The sequence below is a fragment of the Paenarthrobacter sp. NyZ202 genome (assembly GCF_049860755.1).
GTDB lineage: Bacteria > Actinomycetota > Actinomycetes > Actinomycetales > Micrococcaceae > Arthrobacter.
This window is the reverse complement of record NZ_CP187556.1, coordinates 1,362,693-1,381,425: the sequence shown is the minus strand read 5'-3', so window position 1 is coordinate 1,381,425 and position 18,733 is coordinate 1,362,693. Positions and strand designations below refer to the sequence as shown.

Annotated in this window: 19 protein-coding genes; 13 read left to right on the top strand and 6 right to left on the bottom strand. The window is 64.2% G+C overall.

The window, feature by feature from the left end:
* Positions 1-9 precede the first annotated feature (9 nt).
* Positions 10-555, bottom strand: a complete 546-nt coding sequence (locus ACPFL9_RS06565) for a WhiB family transcriptional regulator (protein ID WP_426006520.1) — start codon at positions 553-555, stop codon at positions 10-12.
* A 368-nt stretch (positions 556-923) separates the two neighbouring features.
* On the opposite strand from ACPFL9_RS06565, the gene ACPFL9_RS06560 reads away from it, so the two are divergent.
* The gene (locus ACPFL9_RS06560; RefSeq protein WP_426006518.1) at positions 924-1,619 is read left to right on the top strand and encodes a TIGR03089 family protein; all 696 of its coding nucleotides are present in this window, start codon (positions 924-926) and stop codon (positions 1,617-1,619) included.
* Here the strand turns inward: ACPFL9_RS06560 and ACPFL9_RS06555 are convergent.
* Positions 1,606-2,178 (bottom strand): GtrA family protein, encoded by a 573-nt coding sequence (locus ACPFL9_RS06555; protein ID WP_426006516.1) that lies wholly within the window; start codon positions 2,176-2,178, stop codon positions 1,606-1,608. The two genes, ACPFL9_RS06560 and ACPFL9_RS06555, sit on opposite strands and share 14 nt — an antisense overlap.
* A gap of 240 nt (positions 2,179-2,418) precedes the next feature.
* Between ACPFL9_RS06555 and ACPFL9_RS06550 the strand changes: the two genes are divergently transcribed.
* Genes ACPFL9_RS06550 through ACPFL9_RS06530 form a run of 5 tightly spaced genes read left to right on the top strand, consistent with a single transcriptional unit; the run spans position 2,419 to position 7,999 of the window.
* Positions 2,419-3,558 (top strand): 5-(carboxyamino)imidazole ribonucleotide synthase, encoded by a 1,140-nt coding sequence (locus ACPFL9_RS06550; RefSeq protein WP_426007504.1) that lies wholly within the window; start codon positions 2,419-2,421, stop codon positions 3,556-3,558.
* Positions 3,555-4,118, top strand: a complete 564-nt coding sequence (gene purE, locus ACPFL9_RS06545) for a 5-(carboxyamino)imidazole ribonucleotide mutase (protein ID WP_426006514.1) — start codon at positions 3,555-3,557, stop codon at positions 4,116-4,118. Before ACPFL9_RS06550 ends, purE begins: the two co-directional genes overlap by 4 nt.
* An 11-nt stretch (positions 4,119-4,129) precedes the next feature.
* Positions 4,130-5,758: an LCP family protein gene (locus ACPFL9_RS06540; RefSeq protein WP_426006513.1), complete on the top strand. Its 1,629-nt coding sequence runs from the start codon at positions 4,130-4,132 to the stop codon at positions 5,756-5,758.
* A 52-nt stretch (positions 5,759-5,810) separates the two neighbouring features.
* On the top strand, positions 5,811-7,061 hold the full coding sequence (manA, locus tag ACPFL9_RS06535) for a mannose-6-phosphate isomerase, class I (protein ID WP_426006511.1): 1,251 nt from the start codon (positions 5,811-5,813) through the stop codon (positions 7,059-7,061).
* Between the two features lie 2 nt (positions 7,062-7,063).
* Complete coding sequence (locus ACPFL9_RS06530) at positions 7,064-7,999, top strand: lipid II:glycine glycyltransferase FemX (RefSeq protein ID WP_426006510.1); 936 nt, start codon at positions 7,064-7,066, stop codon at positions 7,997-7,999.
* 53 nt (positions 8,000-8,052) lie between these two features.
* Here ACPFL9_RS06530 and glpX read toward each other — a convergent pair whose 3' ends face one another.
* The gene (gene glpX / locus ACPFL9_RS06525) at positions 8,053-9,072 is read right to left on the bottom strand and encodes a class II fructose-bisphosphatase (RefSeq protein ID WP_426006508.1); all 1,020 of its coding nucleotides are present in this window, start codon (positions 9,070-9,072) and stop codon (positions 8,053-8,055) included.
* A gap of 200 nt (positions 9,073-9,272) precedes the next feature.
* Here glpX and ACPFL9_RS06520 point away from each other — a divergent pair, with 200 nt between their 5' ends.
* The 5 genes from ACPFL9_RS06520 to ACPFL9_RS06500 all read left to right on the top strand — a co-directional run bounded on the left by ACPFL9_RS06520 (position 9,273) and on the right by ACPFL9_RS06500 (position 14,612).
* Positions 9,273-9,950 (top strand): DUF4245 domain-containing protein, encoded by a 678-nt coding sequence (locus ACPFL9_RS06520; RefSeq protein WP_426006507.1) that lies wholly within the window; start codon positions 9,273-9,275, stop codon positions 9,948-9,950.
* Between the two features lie 53 nt (positions 9,951-10,003).
* Positions 10,004-10,618 (top strand): carbonic anhydrase, encoded by a 615-nt coding sequence (locus ACPFL9_RS06515; protein WP_426006506.1) that lies wholly within the window; start codon positions 10,004-10,006, stop codon positions 10,616-10,618.
* A gap of 87 nt (positions 10,619-10,705) precedes the next feature.
* Entirely contained in the window at positions 10,706-12,133 is a 1,428-nt protein-coding gene (locus ACPFL9_RS06510) for a class II fumarate hydratase (RefSeq protein WP_426006505.1), read from the top strand.
* A 143-nt stretch (positions 12,134-12,276) separates the two neighbouring features.
* Positions 12,277-12,942, top strand: coding sequence for a TetR/AcrR family transcriptional regulator (locus ACPFL9_RS06505; protein ID WP_426006503.1), 666 nt, complete (start codon positions 12,277-12,279; stop codon positions 12,940-12,942).
* Positions 12,939-14,612 (top strand): MDR family MFS transporter, encoded by a 1,674-nt coding sequence (locus tag ACPFL9_RS06500; protein WP_426006501.1) that lies wholly within the window; start codon positions 12,939-12,941, stop codon positions 14,610-14,612. The genes ACPFL9_RS06505 and ACPFL9_RS06500 overlap by 4 nt, the downstream gene beginning before the upstream one ends.
* Positions 14,613-14,615: 3 nt before the next feature.
* Here the strand turns inward: ACPFL9_RS06500 and ACPFL9_RS06495 are convergent, their stop codons facing one another.
* On the bottom strand, positions 14,616-15,092 hold the full coding sequence (locus ACPFL9_RS06495; RefSeq protein ID WP_426006500.1) for an NUDIX hydrolase: 477 nt from the start codon (positions 15,090-15,092) through the stop codon (positions 14,616-14,618).
* A gap of 17 nt (positions 15,093-15,109) precedes the next feature.
* On the bottom strand, positions 15,110-15,658 hold the full coding sequence (locus ACPFL9_RS06490) for a prepilin peptidase (protein ID WP_426006498.1): 549 nt from the start codon (positions 15,656-15,658) through the stop codon (positions 15,110-15,112).
* Between the two features lie 61 nt (positions 15,659-15,719).
* Between ACPFL9_RS06490 and ACPFL9_RS06485 the strand changes: the two genes are divergently transcribed.
* Both ACPFL9_RS06485 and ACPFL9_RS06480 read left to right on the top strand, forming a co-directional pair.
* Entirely contained in the window at positions 15,720-16,514 is a 795-nt protein-coding gene (locus ACPFL9_RS06485) for a hypothetical protein (protein WP_426006497.1), read from the top strand.
* A 53-nt stretch (positions 16,515-16,567) separates the two neighbouring features.
* Positions 16,568-17,212 carry a GNAT family N-acetyltransferase gene (locus tag ACPFL9_RS06480; RefSeq protein WP_426006495.1) on the top strand — a complete coding sequence of 215 codons (645 nt, stop codon included), beginning with the start codon at positions 16,568-16,570 and terminating at the stop codon, positions 17,210-17,212.
* A 62-nt stretch (positions 17,213-17,274) separates the two neighbouring features.
* On the opposite strand, the gene ACPFL9_RS06475 is transcribed toward ACPFL9_RS06480, so the two are convergent.
* Complete coding sequence (locus ACPFL9_RS06475; protein ID WP_426006493.1) at positions 17,275-18,666, bottom strand: PhoH family protein; 1,392 nt, start codon at positions 18,664-18,666, stop codon at positions 17,275-17,277.
* Between the last annotated feature and the right edge of the window lie 67 nt (positions 18,667-18,733).

The window sequence follows — 18,733 nt, the reverse complement described above, 5'->3', positions numbered from 1 at the left end:
CCTTAAGAATCAGACCGCTCGCTTCCTCAGCCGACGGCGCTCACGCTCAGAGAGGCCGCCCCAAATACCGAACCGCTCATCATTCGCGAGAGCATACTCAAGGCACTGCGACCGGACGTTGCATGCCCCGCAGACCTTCTTGGCGTCCCTCGTGGAACCGCCCTTCTCCGGGAAGAAAGCCTCCGGATCAGTCTGGGCACACAGTGCGTCGGTCTGCCATCCCAGCTCGCCTTCGTCATCGAAGCCGTCCTGCGTGGGGAGCCCGATCCAGACCGGCTGCCCCGGGTTTTCGAGCGGCCGGTGCAGCTCCATGGGAGGATCGTCGAGATCCTCGTCACCGCCATCGGGCAAATCCCCGATCAAAGCCTCATGTGCGGCCAGAAGGGCAGTTGCCTGGTCCTCCAGCGACTGCTGCACGTTCTGGTTGTATTTTTCTGCCGCTTCCGGATCCGCCGGGTCCACATACCAATCCCCCGGCACCTCCCGCGATCGGTACTTGACCGACGCGTGTTCTGCGACGACTGCATCTTCCTGGATACGCAACGCTTGCCCCATGGCGTCCCTCCTGAGTTTGCAGCTGCTGCCTGAATGTCTTTCAGATTCCCGGCGGTGTTCCGGTCCTCTATGCAGCGGCGTTGATTACTAATTACACGTGTGTAACTACCCGCCAGTCAAGCCGCGCCGGGATAATAATCAAGGTTTTGTAGAAACGTGGGATGCGCCACGCCCAACAATTTTCGGCGTGCCGCCGGGCGCGTCGCTGCGAAAAACGGAAGCCTTACGCCACTTGGCTGAACATTCGCTGAATTTCCGGCGCTGTGGACGTTCACTACCCTGTCCGCGGGCCTTCACGTCGGAACCTTATGTGCGGCATCTCACAGAAGCGCGGGTCCCGGCCAGCCGCTCCGTGCCAAGATGGACCCATGAGCATCCCGGCAGCAGACCTGATGACCGCCCTTCGTTCCGGACATTCAACGTCACCACGGCTGACCTGGTACGGACCGGATTCCGAGCGCGTGGAGCTATCCGGACGTGTCCTGGACAACTGGGTGGCAAAAACCAGCAACCTGCTGCAGGACGAACTCGATGCCGAACCAGGAACATCCGTGAGGCTGGACCTGCCCGCGCATTGGAAATCGTTCGTCTGGGCGCTGGCTGCCTGGCAGTTGGGCATGGAGGTGGTTTTCGACGATACCGCTGCGGACCTGTTGGTCACTGACACTCCCGACGGCGGTGCCGGAGGCCGCTACGACGCGGTGGTCGCCGTGCCACTGGCGGCACTGGCCATGCGCTGGCCCGGCGAACTGCCGGCCGGCGTCGTGGACTACGCAGCGGAAGTACGCTCCCACGGCGACGTGTTCATGGCCCATAACGAGCCGGAAACCGGGCGCGGAGCCGTCCGAAGCGGCGCGGCGCACCGTCACGAGGAACTGCTCGACGGCTTCGCCACCGCCCAGGACACCGGCGTACGACTGCTGGTGAAGGCGTCCGAAGGACTGGAAGCAGGATTGGCCGCCGCTTTGGGCGCATGGAAACAGGACGGGTCAGTGGTGCTGGTCCATCCGGACGTTCCGGTGACTGAACACCTTCTGGAGAACGAGCGCGTCAGCCGTTCTTGACCGAAGGCAGTTCCCCGGTGTGCGGTGCGGCAGCGACGGTATCGACAGCGCCCGCCCGGGGCTTGTGGTGCAGGTCGATTATCTCGTGGTCGTGCGAGTACGCGGGCTCTGCATCCAGTTCTTCGTTGAAGACCCAGAAACGGTAGGCGAAGAAACGGAAGATGGTGCCGAGGATCAGGCCGACCACGCTGCCTGCGATGAACAGCGAGAATTTGTCGTTGAGTTCAAGGATGTACTTGGCCACCCAGACGCAACCTGAGGCAATGAGCAGGCCCACGAAGTTCATGATGGCGAACAGCACGGCTTCGCGGACCACGTTGGCCTGCTTGCGGTGGCGGAACGTCCAGAACCGGTTGGCCACCCACGAGAAAATACTGGCCACGATGGTGGCAATGGCCTTGGCCCACACTTCGCTGCCATGCATCGGCCCGGAAAAAAGCCAGATGAAGACAGCGGAGTCGATGACGAAGGCAACACCGCCCACGGCGCCGAACTTGGCTACCTCACGCCAAAAAAGCGAGGCAAGTCCGCGGATGCGATCTGCAAGTGTGGTGATCATGACCCTCCAGGCCGTTGTAAAGATGGGCCAGTGGGCCACGTCCATTTTAGCGCCCATTTCCAAACGTTGCCCGGGACAAGGCTGGGAGAACGCCCGGAAAGCAGGCCCGGCGGCATTTAATACAGCCTCGAAAATTGCCCGGGAGGGCGGCAGAATAAGTGATCCAGCCGCCGGTTCGGTAGGCTGAACCTTGTGACTTTTCCAGTAATCGGCGTTGTTGGCGGCGGCCAGCTCGCCCGCATGATGGCCCCGCCCGCTACCGCTTTGGGCTTCGAACTGCGTGTACTTGCCGAGGGTGAGGACGTATCAGCCGTCCCCGCCGTGGCAACCGCGCCGGTCGGAGATTACAAGGACCTGGATACCCTGTTGGAGTTCGCCAAAGGCGTGGACGTCCTGACTTTCGACCACGAGCACGTCCCCACGGACCACTTGCGTGCCCTCCTGGACGCCGGCGTCAACGTGCAGCCCGGTCCGGATGCCCTGGTGAACGCCCAGGACAAGCTGGTCATGCGGGCAGCGATTGACCGTTTGGGCCTGCCCAACCCCGAATGGTCTGCGGTCGGCACCGTGGAAGACCTTGTGGAGTTCGGCGACAAGATCGGCTGGCCCGTTGTCCTGAAGACCCCTCGCGGCGGATACGACGGCAAGGGCGTCAGGATTGTAGATTCCGCCGATGAGGCGGCCGGCACTGCGGACTGGTTCCAGTCCATGAGCCCCCTGCTCGCAGAAGCCAAGGTGGACTTCAGCCGTGAACTCTCGGCCCTGGTTGCACGCACGCCAGGTGGCGAGTCCCGCGCCTGGCCGGTGGTGCACACCATCCAGGTGGACGGTGTCTGCGATGAGGTCATCGCTCCGGCCCAGAACATCCCGGTGGAGGTCGCCGCGGCTGCAGAGGAAGCCGCGTTGAGGATCGCCAACGAGCTCGGCGTCACCGGTGTCATGGCAGCAGAGCTGTTCGAAACACCCGGGGTCGGCGCAGGCTTCCTGATCAACGAACTCGCCATGCGCCCGCACAACACCGGCCACTGGACCCAGGACGGTGCCATCACCAGCCAGTTCGAACAGCACCTGCGCGCGGTCCTGGACCTGCCCCTGGGAGCCACGGACGCGTTGGCGCCCGTGACGGTCATGAAGAACTTCCTTGGCGGCGACAACCAGGATCTTTTCAGCGCTTTCCCCCTGGCCCTGGCGTACGAACCTGCAGCCAAGGTCCACTGCTACGGGAAATCCGTGCGCCCGGGACGCAAGATCGGGCACGTCAACCTTGTTGGCTCCGCAGCATCGGATGCAGACTCCGTCCGCCAACGCGCAACCGCCGTGGCAAACATCATCCGCGACGGCCGCGGACCGGCATCGACAACCCTCGAGGAGACCGAATGACGTCAGCAGCTCCAGCCCCCCTCGTAGGGCTCGTCATGGGCTCGGACTCGGACTGGCCCGTTATGGAAGCCGCGGCCGACGCCCTGGCCGAGTTCGGCATTCCGTTCGAAGCAGATGTTGTCTCCGCGCACCGCATGCCCACGGAGATGATCCGGTATGGGCAGACAGCGCATGAGCGCGGCCTGCGCGTGATCATCGCCGGTGCCGGCGGAGCCGCGCACCTGCCCGGCATGCTGGCATCGGTAACCCCTCTTCCCGTGATCGGCGTCCCCGTTCCGCTGAAGACGCTCGATGGCATGGACTCGCTGTTGTCGATCGTCCAGATGCCCGCCGGCGTACCGGTGGCCACGGTCTCGATTGCCGGAGCACGCAACGCCGGCCTGCTGGCTGTCCGCATGCTTGCTTCCGGAACCGATGAGCTCGCCACCCGCCTCCGCGAAGACCTGCAGCGCTTCGCCCAGGAGCTGAACGACGTTGCCACGAAGAAGGGCGAGAACCTGCGCAACAAGGTGGAAGAGGTCTTCTCCCCTGCCAACGCCTCGGGCCGGAGCAGCCGCTAGGAAGGCAGCGGATGACCACCATGCACAAGAATCCGAGTCAGTCCGGCGGTGCCCTGACTGATCCTGTCCGCTATCCGTCCGGGGCCAGCGCTCCGGTACGGACCAAGCGCGCCTTCGTGCTGGTCCTCCTGACCCTCTTCATTCCCGGGAGCGCCCAGATTGTGGCCGGCGACCGGAAGCTCGGGCGCACGGCCCTGCGCGTCACCCTGACCGTATGGGCACTGGGCATCCTGGCCCTGGTCATCGCCGCGGTAAACCGGACCATGCTGTTGAGCATCGTGACCCATCCGGTGGGGTCGCTGGTGATCATTGTTGTCCTGGTGGCTTTGGCGCTGGGCTGGGCGTTCCTGTTCCTGAATACCTTGCGCATCATCCGGCCCGCCCTCCTGGCCCCCGGTATGCGGCCCATCATCGCCGTGGTCCTCGCGGTGGCCACCCTTGCCGCCAGTGGTTCACTGGGATATCTGGCCTATGTGCTGAACGTCAGTCGCAATGCGATCGGCAGCATCTTCAATGCCGGCCCCGCCATCGATCCCGTGGACGGCCGCTACAACTTCCTCATGATGGGCGGCGACGCCGGAGACGACAGGACCGGCCGCCGTCCGGACAGCCTGTCCGTCATCAGCGTGGACGCCAAAACCGGCGAAAGCGCCATCATCTCAGTGCCCCGCAACCTGCAGAACGCGCAGTTCAGTGAGGACTCGCCGATGCGCCAGGTCTACCCGGATGGCTACAACTGCGGCAATGAATGCCTGATCAACGCCGTCAATACAGAGGTCACCAACAACTACCAGGACCTGTACCCGGGCGTGGCCGACCCCGGCGCGCAGGCAACGCTTGAAGCCGTCTCCGGGACCCTTGGCATCACTGTCCAGGCCTACGTCCTGGTGGACATGGATGGTTTCGCCAAGCTGATCGACGCCATGGGCGGCATCCGCATCAAGGCCGGCGGCTGGGTTCCCATCAGTGGTCCCGTGACCGACGAGGCCAACGGCATCCACGGCATGCCCGACGGCTGGATCCCCGCCGGTGACGTCCACCTCAACGGTTTCCAGGCGCTCTGGTACGGGCGGTCCCGTGAATTCGTGGATGACTACGCCCGTATCGCCCGCCAACAGTGCGTGCAGCAAGCCATGCTCAGGCAGTTGGATCCGGCCACGTTGCTGACCAAGTTCGAGGACATTGCCAATGCAGGCACCAAGGTGGTGGACTCCAACATCTCCTCCGGCCAGCTCGGCAGTTTCGTAGACCTCGCCCTGAAGTCCAAGAACCAGCCCGTCAAGCGCCTCACTATCGGGCCGCCGGACTTCGATGCGTCGTTCTCCACCGTGCCGGACTTCGACCTCATCCACGCGCGGGTGCAGGAACTGCTCACCCCCTCAGCCACACCGAAGGCGAATGACTCCCTGGTGACGGACGGCTCCCCGGGAGCATCCGCTGTCATGGCCGGTGGCGACCTCGCTGCAGGCCTGCCTGCCGGACAGCTGCCGTCGCCGGGTTCGACTGACTTCACCCCGGTCACCACCACGCCCGATGGAACCCTCATCACGGAAGAGCTGCTCAATGGCCTCAAGGCCCAGGGTGATGAGCAGGGCATCCGCGACCTCGTGGCAACCAACGGGCAGTGCGCCCCGCTGTAGGCCCCGCAGCCGCTCCATCCCACGTTCAGCGCGACGATAAGGACTTTCCTTCGTGTACCAGATTGAGAATGTTTTGCGACCCTACGCCTGGGGTTCGACGACGGCGATCGCCGGCTTGCTGGGGCGGCCGGCATCAGGTGGGCCGGAGGCTGAACTGTGGATCGGGGCCCACCCTGACTCGCCGTCCACGGCCATCCATCCCAATGGCGTCACCCAGCCGCTGGATGCACTGATCGCCAAGGACCCCGCGCATTTCCTGGGCGGGGAGAGCGTGGCCGCCTTTGGGCCGAGGCTGCCGTTCTTGACCAAGATCCTGGCCGCTGACCAACCTTTGTCCCTGCAGGTCCATCCCAGCCTGGAGCAGGCGCGGGAAGGCTTCGCCCGGGAGAACGCAGCGGGCATCGCGGCAGACGCGGCCCACCGCAACTACCGGGACGACAACCACAAGCCCGAGATGATTTTTGCCCTGACCCCGTTCCGGGCGCTGTGCGGGTTCAGGTCCCCCGCTGCCTCCAGGGCGATCTTTGAACATCTGGCTTCGGTGCTGGAATCGGCGGCCCTGGATGTTCCGGAGATCATCAAGGGTGTCATCTCCGACCTTGGCCTGCCCGTGGAAGAGGAAGCGCTCCGGGCAGCGTTTACCCGACTCATCCAGGGCGGCACGGAAGCCACCGAGGCCATTCAGGAAATCGAGGCCGTGCTCCGGGCAGGCGCCCCGCAGGAACCGCACGAGGACGCCCTGACCGCCATGGTCGGCATCAATGAGGCCTTCCCCGGTGATCCCGGCGTCCTCATCTCGCTCCTGCTGAACCACCTGTCCCTGCAGCCTGGCCAGGCCGTCTATCTCCCGGCCGGCAACGTCCATGCCTACCTCCAGGGCACGGGCGTGGAAGTCATGGCCTCGTCCGACAACGTGTTGCGCGGAGGCCTGACGCCCAAGCACGTGGATGTCCCTGAGCTTCTCAAGACTGTCCGTTTCGAATCGCTGGGTGTTCCCCGTGTGGAAGCGGTCCGCACCCCGTTCGGACAGGAGTTGTACCAGCCCCCGTTCGAGGAGTTCCAGCTGCAGCGCATCGAACTGGAACCCGGCGCCGAACCGGTGCCTTTGGCACAGTCCGGGCCGGCCGTCGTCGTGGTTGTTGCCGGCACCGTGGTGCTGGACTCCCCGAAGAGCGACCTCCGGCTCCAGCGCGGTGATGCCGCCTTCATCCCCGACGTGGAGAACCCCGTGAACGTGCACTCCGTTCAGGGCGCCACAGAGACCAGCATCGCCTTTGCCGTAACCACGGGGCTGGTGAAGTAGGCGTGGAGTTTTTCCTGCAGACACCTGCGTGGGCAGAGGTGCAGCGTTCGCTGGGCCGACGCGTCCACCAGCGCTCGGGCACGGGGTGGAGCTTCCTCGCCATCGAGGAGAAGAATCCCGCGGGCAAGGTGATCTACGCACCTTACGGCCCGGTGGCCACCTCGGTGACGGCCTTTGATGCCGCCACGGCCGCCCTGGTGGAGCTCGCCCGCAAGGAACATGCCGTATTTGTCCGCATGGAACCCGTGGACGCGGGTTTCGCAGCGTCCGACGCCGGCCCCCTCCTTCGCGCCCGGGGGCTGCGTCCGGCGCCGGTCAACCAGCAGCCCGAGTTGAGCTGGGTGGTTGACCTTGACGGCGACTTCAAGGATGTCCTTGCCGGCATGAAGCCGACCAACCGGAACCTCTACCGGAACATCCACAAGAAGGGTGTGACGTTCCGTTCCTCACAGGACCCCGCAGACATTTCCATCCTGCTCCACTTCCTGCACCTGACAGCGGCACGTAACGGCTTCAAACCGCAAAGCGACGAGTACCTGGCCACCGTGGCACAGTCCTTGCTGCCCGCAGGCGCCGGAACCCTCTTCATTGCCGAACTGGACGGCGAACCAATCGCCGCGGCCTTCGCCTACGATTCCGCCGATACCCGCGTCTACGCCCACGCAGCACTTGACGACACCCACCGGAAACTCAGCGCAGGCATCCCCTTGCTGGTGACGCTCATGGCCGATGCCAAGGAGAAGGGCCTCAAGTATGTGGACCTCTGGGGCGTGGCGCCAGAGGACGAACCCGACCACAAATGGGCAGGTTTCACGGCGTTCAAGAAGTCCTTCGGCGGCCGTGAGGTCTCCTACCCCGGCACGTGGGACCTTCCGGTCAACAAACTCCGCTATGGCGCCTACCAACTGGCCAGGGGCCTCCGCGACAAACTCCGCTAGAACAACAGAAGGACGGCAGGATGCTCCTGCCGTCCTTCTGTTGTTTTACGGGCTTACTTGCGCGCGTACGTCTCCCACTTGGAGGCGTGGTGCTCTGCGTCCACGAAACGCACCGTGCCGGACTTGGAGCGCATCACGATCGACTGGGTAACCACACGGTCCTTCTGGTAGCGCACGCCACGCAGGAGGTCGCCGTCGGTAATGCCGGTTGCCGCGAAGTAGCAGTTGTCCGAGGTGACGAGGTCGTTGGTGGACAGGACCCGGTCAAGGTCGTGTCCGGCGTCGATGGCCTTCTGCTTTTCCTCATCCGAGGTGGGCCACAAACGGCCCTGGATGACGCCGCCGAGGGACTTGATGGCACAGGCGGCCACGATGCCCTCGGGAGTTCCGCCGATGCCCATGAGGGCGTCCACGCCGGTACCGGAACGTGCGGCGGCAATGGCGCCGGCCACGTCACCGTCCATGATGAACTTGGTGCGGGCCCCGGCCTCGCGGATTTCCTCCACCAGCGGGCGGTGGCGGTCGCGGTCAAGGATCATGACATTGAGTTGGTTGACCTTCACGCCCTTGGCCTTGGCGATCAGGTGCAGGTTCTGCTTGACCGGAAGGCGGAGGTCCACCATGTCGGCGGCTTCAGGGCCGGTGACGAGCTTCTCCATGTAGAAGACAGCCGAAGGATCGAACATGGAGCCGCGTTCGGCTACCGCCAGGACGGCGAGGGCGTTGTTGATGCCCAGGGCGGTGAGGCGCGTTCCATCGATGGGGTCGACGGCGACGTCGCACTCAGGGCCGGTGCCATCGCCAACCTGTTCACCATTGAACAGCATGGGGGCTTCGTCCTTTTCACCCTCACCGATCACCACGACGCCGTTGAAGTGGACAGTGTGGAGGAATGAGCGCATGGCGTCGACGGCGGCACCGTCGGCCTTGTTCTTGTCGCCGAAACCTACCCAGTGGCCACCGGCAATGGCCGCGGCCTCAGTGACACGGACGAGTTCCAGCGCAAGGTTGCGGTCTGGCTCGTCAGTGCCGACGGCGAGCGACGGCGAAATCGTGGAATACTGCTGGGTCATTGGTGCAGGAGACACTTGAACCTCTTCTTCGAGTGACGATTCACGGGACCGGACACGGTTGCACGAGGCGACCTGGGGCCCCTCTACCAACGATCATAGTCGGCGCACCGCCGCGGAGTCGCTGGATGACCACGCCCCGGACAACAGACGGTGAGGTTGCCGGTTGTGTGTTCGGAGCCGCCATAAGGGACTATGGAAGGGTGAGTGAAACGCAGGACAAGCCAGCCGCCGGCAACAACCCCGCCGGTGCGCAGGCACACCGGAACAGCGCCCCGGATGCCACCGATGCCCCGTTCAAACCCGTCATTCCGGCAAAAGCCGCCAAGCGGGCCAACGCTTCGGTGATCGGCATGGTCATTGCACTGGTGCTGTGTGTCCTCGCTTTCCTTCCCGTGGTGCTGATGAATCCGGCGCCCAAGGGCGAAGGCTTCCGCCCGGAGGTGGACGTTGCTTCTGCCGCGCGCAATGCCGGCGATGTGGCCGGATTCACACCCGTCACACCCGATACGGGCGACACATTCACCCCCAACTACGCGCGGTGGGAATCGGGAACCTCCACCGGCGTGCCCACTTGGGAGGTCGGTTACCTGACGCCCAAGGAGGCGTTTATCGGCCTCACCCAGACCAGGCAGGCCAATCCCACCTGGATCCTCCAGCAGACCGGCAACCTGCCCTTGACCGGAACCAGGAATGCGGGCGGACAGGAGTGGGAACTGCGGGATTCGGGCAAGGACAAGCGCAGCATGGTGCTCGAATACCGCGGCACCACCATCATCCTGAGCGGCACTGCCAGCCTGGACGAGTTCGCGGAGCTGGCAGCCGCCGTCGTGAAATCCGCGGACCAGGCACCTGCCGCAAGCAGCGCACCCGCGGCCTGACATCGTTTCGCAACACTTCCCGCTCCCCGGCACCGGCCCCGTAAAGTAATAAGGTGCCTACTAATCTGACTCCGGCCCTGGCCTGGCAACGCCTGCGCGAGGGCAATGAACGTTTTGTTTCCGGCGAATCCCAGCACCCCAACCAGGATGCTTCCCGCCGCTCCTCCCTCCTTGAGGGACAGAATCCCTTTGCCGTTATCTTTGGCTGCGCCGACTCGCGCCTGGCGGCCGAAATCATCTTCGACCTCGGTCTTGGCGATGCCTTCGTGGTGCGCACGGCAGGCCAAGTGATCGATGACGCGGTCCTTGGCTCCCTGGAGTACAGCATCAGTCAACTCAAGGTTCCGCTGATCGCCATCCTGGGCCACGACAGCTGCGGCGCCGTGTCGGCCACCAAGGGAGCCGTGGAAACCGGAGAGATGCCGCCGGGCTTCATCCGCGACCTCGTTGAACGCATCACCCCCTCGGTGTTGACCGCCAAGCGCAACGGCCAGGAAGACGTCAACGAGATGGTGGTGGAACACGTCAAGCAGACCGCCGATCGGCTCGCAGACAGCTCACGTGTGATTTCCGACGCCATCGAAGAGGGCCGTGTTGCTGTGATCGGCCTCTCCTACAAGCTCGATGAGGGCCAGGCGGCCCTTGTTTCCGCGATCGGACAGGTCTAGGACCACGTGCCCCGGCCCCGTGGCCGGGGCACGTAGCACTGCCTTCCGGGTTTTCGGTGGAGCCCGCAATCGCCATAAGCTAGCCCCATGACTTCCACCACTGAGTTCCGTATTGAACATGACACGATGGGCGAAGTTCGCGTCCCCGTGAACGCCCTGTACCGCGCACAGACGCAGCGTGCTGTGGAGAACTTTCCGATCTCCGGCAAGACGCTGGAACGCGCCCACATTGAGGCACTTGCCCGCGTCAAGAAGGCCGCTGCACTCGCGAACGCCGAACTGGGGGTGCTCGATGGCGAGCTCGCCGAGGCAATCGCTGCAGCTGCCGATGAGGTTGCGACCGGCAAGTACGACGGCGACTTCCCGATCGACGTCTTCCAGACCGGCTCCGGCACGTCCTCCAACATGAACACCAACGAGGTCATCGCCGAGCTCGCTACCCGTGCCCTCGCCGCCGGCGGCAGCGACAAGGTGGTCCACCCCAACGACCACGTGAACGCTTCCCAGTCGTCCAACGACGTCTTCCCTACATCCGTCCACGTTGCGGCAACCTCGGCCCTGATCAATGACCTGATCCCGGCCCTGGAGTACCTGGCAGCATCCCTCGAACGCAAGGCTGCGGAGTTCAAGGACGTCGTCAAGTCCGGCCGCACGCACCTCATGGACGCAACCCCGGTCACGCTGGGCCAGGAATTCGGCGGCTACGCAGCACAGGTCCGCTACGGCATCGAGCGCATCAACGCCGCTCTCCCCCGCGTTGCCGAAGTTCCCCTGGGCGGAACCGCCGTCGGTACCGGCATCAACACCCCGGCCGGCTTCCCGGAGCGCGTGATCGAACTCCTCGCCGCCGACACCGGCCTTCCCCTGACGGAAGCCCGCGACCACTTTGAAGCCCAGGCCAACCGCGACGGCCTGATCGAAGGCTCCAGCCAGCTGCGCAACATCGCGATCTCCTTCATGAAGATCAACAACGACCTCCGCTGGATGGGTTCCGGTCCCAACACCGGCCTCGGCGAGATCGCCATCCCGGACCTGCAGCCCGGCTCCTCGATCATGCCCGGCAAGGTCAACCCCGTCATCTGCGAGGCCTCCATCATGGTGTGCGCCCAGGTCATCGGCAACGACACCGCCATCGCCTGGTCCGGCACCAACGGCGCTTTCGAGCTCAATGTCGGCATCCCCGTCATGGCGGCCAACCTGCTTGAATCCATCCGCCTGCTGGCCAACACCAGCCGCGTCATGGCCGACAAGATGATCGACGGCATTACCGCCAACGTGGAGCGCGCCCGCTTCCTGGCCGAGGCTTCCCCGTCCATCGTGACGCCGCTGAACAAGTACATCGGCTACGAAAACGCCGCCAAGATCGCCAAGCTCGCTGTCAACGAAGGCCTGACGGTTCGCCAGGCTACCGAGAAGCTCGGCTTCGTCGGCGAAGGCGAGGGCAAAGTTTCCGAGGCTGACCTGGACAAGGCCCTGGACGTCACCACCATGACGTCGCCGGCGCACAAGGCATAACTGCCGGAGCAAGACCCAAAGTACGACGACGGCCGGTACCTTCCGCACGGAAGGTACCGGCCGTCGTCGTACTTGCTGGATGTGAGGAGTGACACCCCGCCATCTTTTTGCACTACTAATTAAGAAGTGCAAAACTTTACTTTGTGGAAAATAGTGCAAATACTGACGGCGGACTGCGTGAACGCAAGCGCGCTGCCACCCGGCAGGCGATCACCGCCGTCGCGCGTTCCCTGACCGCTGACCACGGCCTCAACGGCTACACCGTCGAGGAAGTCTGCCAGGAAGCGGGCATTTCCCGGCGCACTTTCTTCAACTACTTCCATTCAAAGGAAGACGCCGTGATCGGCGCTTTCTCCGACGATTTGCCGCCCGACGCGCTGGAGTCGTTCAACCGGGATCCGCGCCGACGGAAAGACAGCATCTCCGGCACGCTGCTGGCGGCCCTCTACCGCCTGACGCTGGACATCGTGGAACGCTCCACCATCAGCCGCGCCGAAGTCCACCAGCTCATCGCTGCCATCAAGGCGGAGCCCCAACTCCTGGGCAGGATGACGTTGGAGGGCGAGGCGAAGGAACAGCAATTCACCGAACTGATCGCCGCGCGGGAGGGATTGTCCCCTGACCACCCGGAGATCGTCATGGCGGCGGCAGTCTTCGGTGCCGTCAGCAAGAAGACAGCCCAGCAGTTCTTCTCGCAGGACAACACCAGGCCCTACCGCGAGCTGCTGGACCAGAACCTCGCGGCCGCCCGGAAACTCTTTTCACAACCGCTGGACACATCCGCAGAACCTTCGAAGGACCTCCCATGAGTACTGTCTCCAAAGCGGCCGAACCGCTGCTGCTGACCCAGAAGAGAATCTGGATCATCTTCTCCGCGCTGATTGCAGGCATGCTCCTGTCCAGCCTGGACCAAACCATCGTGTCCACTGCCATGCCCACCATCGTGGGAAAGCTCGGCGGCGTGGAACACCAAGCCTGGATCACCACCGCGTACCTCCTGGCCACCACGATCGTCATGCCCATCTACGGCAAATTCGGCGATATCCTCGGCCGCCGCAACCTCTTCCTGGTAGCCATCGCCCTGTTCACCCTGGCATCGGTCGGCTGTGCTTTCGCTACCGACTTCTGGGGCTTCGTGATTTTCCGTGCCATCCAAGGCCTGGGCGGTGGTGGCCTGATGATCCTGTCGCAGGCCATCATTGCGGACATCGTGCCCGCCAACGAGCGTGGCAAATACATGGGTCCGCTGGGTGCGATCTTCGGCCTGTCAGCGGTGGCCGGCCCCTTGCTGGGCGGCTTCTTTGTCGACCACCTGACGTGGGAGTGGGCCTTCTACATCAACATCCCGATCGGCATCGCAGCCTTCATCACGGCCTGGTTCACGCTGACCCTGCCCAACAAGAAGGCAGAGAAGAAGATCGACATCCTGGGTGTCCTCTTCCTGTCCGCCGCCACCACCTGCCTGATCTTCTTCACCGACTTCGGCGGCAAGAAGGAGGAAGGCTGGGACTCGCCGCTCACCTGGGCCTTCGGTGCGGGCATGGTGGTGGCCGCTGCCGCCTTTGTCATGGCCGAGCGCCGGGCAGAGGACCCCATCATTCCGCTGAGCCTGTTCCGCAACCCGATCTTCATCAACGCCACAGCCATCGGATTCACCCTGGGCCTGGGCATGTTTGCCGCGATCGCTTTTGTGCCCACGTTCCTGCAGATGTCCTCAGGTACATCGGCTGCCGAGTCCGGCCTGCTCATGCTCCCGATGATGGTGGGCCTCATGGGAACCTCCATCTTCTCCGGAATCCGGATTTCCAAAACGGGAAAGTACAAGCTCTATCCGATCCTGGGAGCCGCACTGACCATTGCCGCCATGCTGTGGCTGACCACCCTGGCCGCGGACACGCCCATCTTCGTCATCTGCGTGCAGCTCTTCATCTTCGGAGCGGGTCTTGGCCTGATCATGCAGGTGATCGTGCTCGTGGTGCAGAACTCAGTGCCCGCGGACCAGATCGGTACCGCTACCAGCACCAACAACTACTTCCGCGAGGTTGGCGCCTCGCTGGGCGTAGCTGTGTTCGGGTCAATCTTCACCAACCGCTTGGCCGAGTCCCTGACGGAAGCCTTCACCGGTGCAGGCGCGTCGGCGGAGCAGGCATCCCGGTCCACCAGCACCCTCGACCCGCAGGCACTGTCCCAATTGCCGGACCAGCTCCGGGACGCGATCGTCAACGCGTACGCAAACTCACTGGCACCGGTGTTCTGGTACCTGGTTCCCTTCATCGGAATCGCCCTGCTGCTGGCCATCACGCTCAAGCAGATTCCCCTCTCCGACACGGCAGGGATGGTGGCCCGTGGCGAGGCAGTAGGTGGCGCCGAAGCAGAACGCCTGGAGGCCGAGCGCCTGGACTCAGCCAACCCCGGATCCGGGGCGGCCGTAGATGACGCTGACAAGGACCGTCCAACCGCCGGGGCGGCACACCGGTAGCAGTTAGTCCTCTGTTTGGTAGGCCACGGGACCTTCGGGTTCCGTGGCCAGCCGTATCGCCTCGAGGTTTCCCGCACTCATATCCGGCAGTTCATCCAGTCCGAACCATCCGACATCCACTGATTCGTCGTCGTTGACCGTGGCTTCGCCGGAGATGTAGCGGCAGCGGAAAGTGATGTCCAGGAAGTCGCACTCGTCGCCGTTGGGGAAGGTCACAGGCCCCACCACCCCAACCCCAAGGATCCGCTCCGTCTCGGCCACCACGGCTGTTTCCTCGAAGATCTCCCGGACGAGCCCCGGCGCCGGGTGCTCGCCCGGCTCCAGGATGCCGGTGATGAGGGTCCAATGCCCATTGTCGGCACGTTGGCAGAGGAGCACCCTGCCGTCGTCGTCGAAGACCACGCCGCGGACGGCAGGCAGCCAGAGGGGGTCGTGGCCGATTTTTTCCCGCAGTTTGAGCACGAATTCAGGGGCACCCATGGGGCCAGCTTACGGCGTCATGCAGGCAGCAGCACCATGGCCGCAGCCGCACCGGCGAGCATGAAGGGGCCGAACGGGATCGCGGAGCGGAGCGTTCCCCGCCGGGCGAGGAGCAGGGCCAGGCTCCAGAGCCCGCCCAGCAGGAATGCCGCAAACGTCCCGGCAAAGAGGTGCTGCCATCCCAGGTACCCCAGATACAGGCCCAGCACGCCTGCAAGCTTCACGTCCCCGAACCCCATACCGGGCGGATGGATGAGCCTGAGCACGAAGTAGAAAACCCACAGCACGGCTGCCCCTGCGATGACACCGAGCCCGGGAATTCCGAACAGGGACGCGTCGGCAGCCCTCCCGGTACCAGGCACCGCGAAAGCGGCCACAGCAGCGGCGAGCAGGAGCACGCCGGCGATCCCATACGACGGAAAGACGATGCGGTTGGGAAGCAGATGGCTGCGAACATCGATGACCGTGAGCCGTACCGCCATGACGAGGTAGTAGGCGCACGCCAGCAGCACCAGCCAGAAGCCCACGGGGCAGGCATTCCACAGTTCTGCGAGTCGTCGGATCACCCTCGGATGCTATCCCGATTCCGGCCCCCGGCACTGGTGGACGCGTAGGTAAACTGTGGATATGGGGCGTTTCGGTGGTACTGGTTCGGAATTCAACCCTGCAAACGCACAGGGCTGTCCCCTCAATGACTCGTCCTCCACATTCCGCAACCTGTGCAGGTCCTCACCGTGGAAATGGAACAGCCTCCGCTTCGAATACCTCGAACGGCCGGGCACCGGGGCAGCGCTCGTGCGGGCGTGGCTGAGGCGTCCTGGAGCCCTTCGGCTCGAAACGCCGGACGGTCAGCTGCTCCATAGCACCACCGGCATCAACGATTCGCGGGATGACCTGTATGTCAGTGCGACGCGGCGCTCGTGGTTGCTGCCGCCGCACCTTGTCACTCCGGTCCATGACGACGCCGGACTCGTCCGCCGTCGTCCCGAGGCCGCGTACGGAGAGCCGTCCTTCGGCAACGGGAGGCTGGCGGCCGCACTGGATCCCGTGGAACTCGCCGGCAACGCCCCGGCTCCCTTGGAGTTCCCGGATGCGAATCCCGTGTCAATGGACGAGCCCCGGATGGTGGACCACGAGGGCCGTCCCGCCCTCGAAACCGTGGTGATCCGGGGACGCACCTACAAACCCTCGGATCCTGCCGAGCCGCTGGCCCATCCGGGGAGGACACTGATCAGGATTGATGCCGCGACAGGTGTCTGCGTTGCCAGCCAGTCCCTTGACGGGGAAACCAGCGGCAAGGGGCACTGGCTCAGAATCCTGGCTGTTGACGAGTACATGCTCGATGACCTGTTCCTGGCCGAATCCATGAACCTGACCGACGTGCGCCAGCATATTTCCTGGGATATCGGGCCTGCAGCCTGACGGGCAGGGTGGACCCTCCACGGGCTTCGCCCAACTGCGGCTAGACTACGGCGATGACATCGCTGGCAGACATCTGGCCCCCCTTCGGACTTACCCTCGCTACCCCGCGGTTGGTTCTTCGCCCGATTCTCGACGCCGACATCCCGGCTGCGGTTGCTGCGGCAAGGTCAGGCATCCACGAACCAGGCAGGAACCCGTTCAGCACCCCATGGTCCGAGCTACCCAACGACGAACTGGCCCCAAACATGGCCCAGTGGTATTGGCGCTGCCGGGCGGGATTCACGCCCGACGACTGGACGCTCCTCTTCGGCGTTTGGCAGGACGATGAGTTCCTGGGCGTGCAGGACATCGCAGCCAGGAACTTCGGTGTCCTCAAGACGGTCCGCACGGGCTCCTGGTTGAAGCAAGCGGCACAAGGCCGCGGCGTCGGCACGGAGATGCGTGCCGCCGTCGTCGGCTACGCGTTCGATTACCTGCAAGCGGAAGTGGCCGAGTCGGAAGCCGCAGTGTGGAACAAGCAATCCCTCGGCGTCTCCACCACCCTGGGCTACGAACCCAACGGGATCGTCCGCCACACTTGGGGCGCCACAGTGGAAGAAGTCCAAAAGGTCCGCCTCATACCCACCACCTTCAAACGCCCCGACTGGACCCTCACAGTCCAAGGCCACGAAGGGCTGAAATCGTATCTGGGACTCTGACCTGCGGCACGGCGGACCCGGCCGCGGCTTGCTCTGGTGAACAAGCCGCGGCAGTACCCCTCTTAGATTTCTGCCCCTTCAAGCAACTCCGTCACCAGGGCCGCAATCGGCGACCTCTCGGAACGCGTCAGCGTGATGTGGCCGAACAGCGGATGTCCCTTCAGCGTCTCGACGACGGCCGCCACACCGTCGTGCCTGCCGACCCTGAGGTTGTCACGCTGGGCGACGTCGTGGGTGAGGACGATCTTGGAGTTCTGTCCGATCCGGCTCATGACGGTCAGGAGGACGTTCTTTTCCAGGGACTGTGCCTCGTCCACGATCACGAAGGCGTCGTGGAGCGAGCGCCCGCGGATATGGGTGAGCGGCAGGACTTCCAGCATGCCGCGGTCCATGACTTCCTCAACAACCTCCTGGCTGACCAATGCACCCAGGGTGTCGAAGACCGCCTGGGCCCAGGGGTTCATCTTTTCGGCTTCGGATCCCGGCAGGTAGCCGAGTTCCTGGCCACCCACGGCGTAGAGGGGCCGGAAGACCACTACCTTGCGGTGTTCGCGGCGTTCCAGGACGGCCTCGAGGCCGGCGCAGAGCGCGAGCGCCGACTTGCCCGTTCCCGCGCGGCCGCCGATCGAGACGATACCTACGGAAGGGTCCATGAGGAGGTCAATGGCCAGGCGCTGTTCGGCTGAGCGACCGTGGAGACCGAAGACATCCCGGTCGCCTTTGACGAGCCGCACCTGCTTGTCGGAGCCAACCCGGCCAAGGGCCGATCCGCGGTTGGAGAGCAGCACGAGCCCTGTATTGACGGGCAGTTCTGCTGCAGCGGGGATGAAGACGGGTTCGTGGCCGTAGAGGGTGGTGATCTCGCCTTCTGTGGCCTCCACTTCGGCCATGCCGGTCCAGCCGGAGTCTTTGACGAGTTCGTTGCGGTATTCATCGGCATGCAGGCCCATGGCTGAGGCTTTGACGCGCATGGGAAGGTCTTTGGAAACAACAGTGACGTTGTGGCCTTCATTGGCCAGGTTCTTCGCGACGGCCAGGATACGGCTGTCGTTGTCACCGCCACGGAACCCTGCCGGCAGGACGTCCGGCGAGATATGGTTCAACTCCACCCTGAGCAGACCACCCTCGGTTCCTATGGGTATGGCGTGGTTCAGACCGCCGTGTTCCGTGCGGAGGTCGTCCAGGAGTCGCAGGGCCTTCCGGGCAAAGTAGCCAAGTTCGGGGTCGTGCCGTTTGCCTTCCAGCTCGCTGATGACCACGATCGGCACGATCACCTCGTGTTCGGCGAAACGCAGCAAGGCGTTTGGATCCGAGAGGAGGACGGACGTGTCGATCACGTAACTGCGGCCAGCAGCGGACGCGCCGGTCCGCTTCGCTTGTGTGGCCCGCTTGCGAGAGGTAGCTGCACTTTCCCCGTCGGAAACCATTGCGGGCAGTTGCTCAGAAATAGCCACATCGACTCCAGCCCCGGGCGGTTGCCCGGCTTTATGGTGAAGCGGCTCGGCCGGAAGGCCGGGCGTG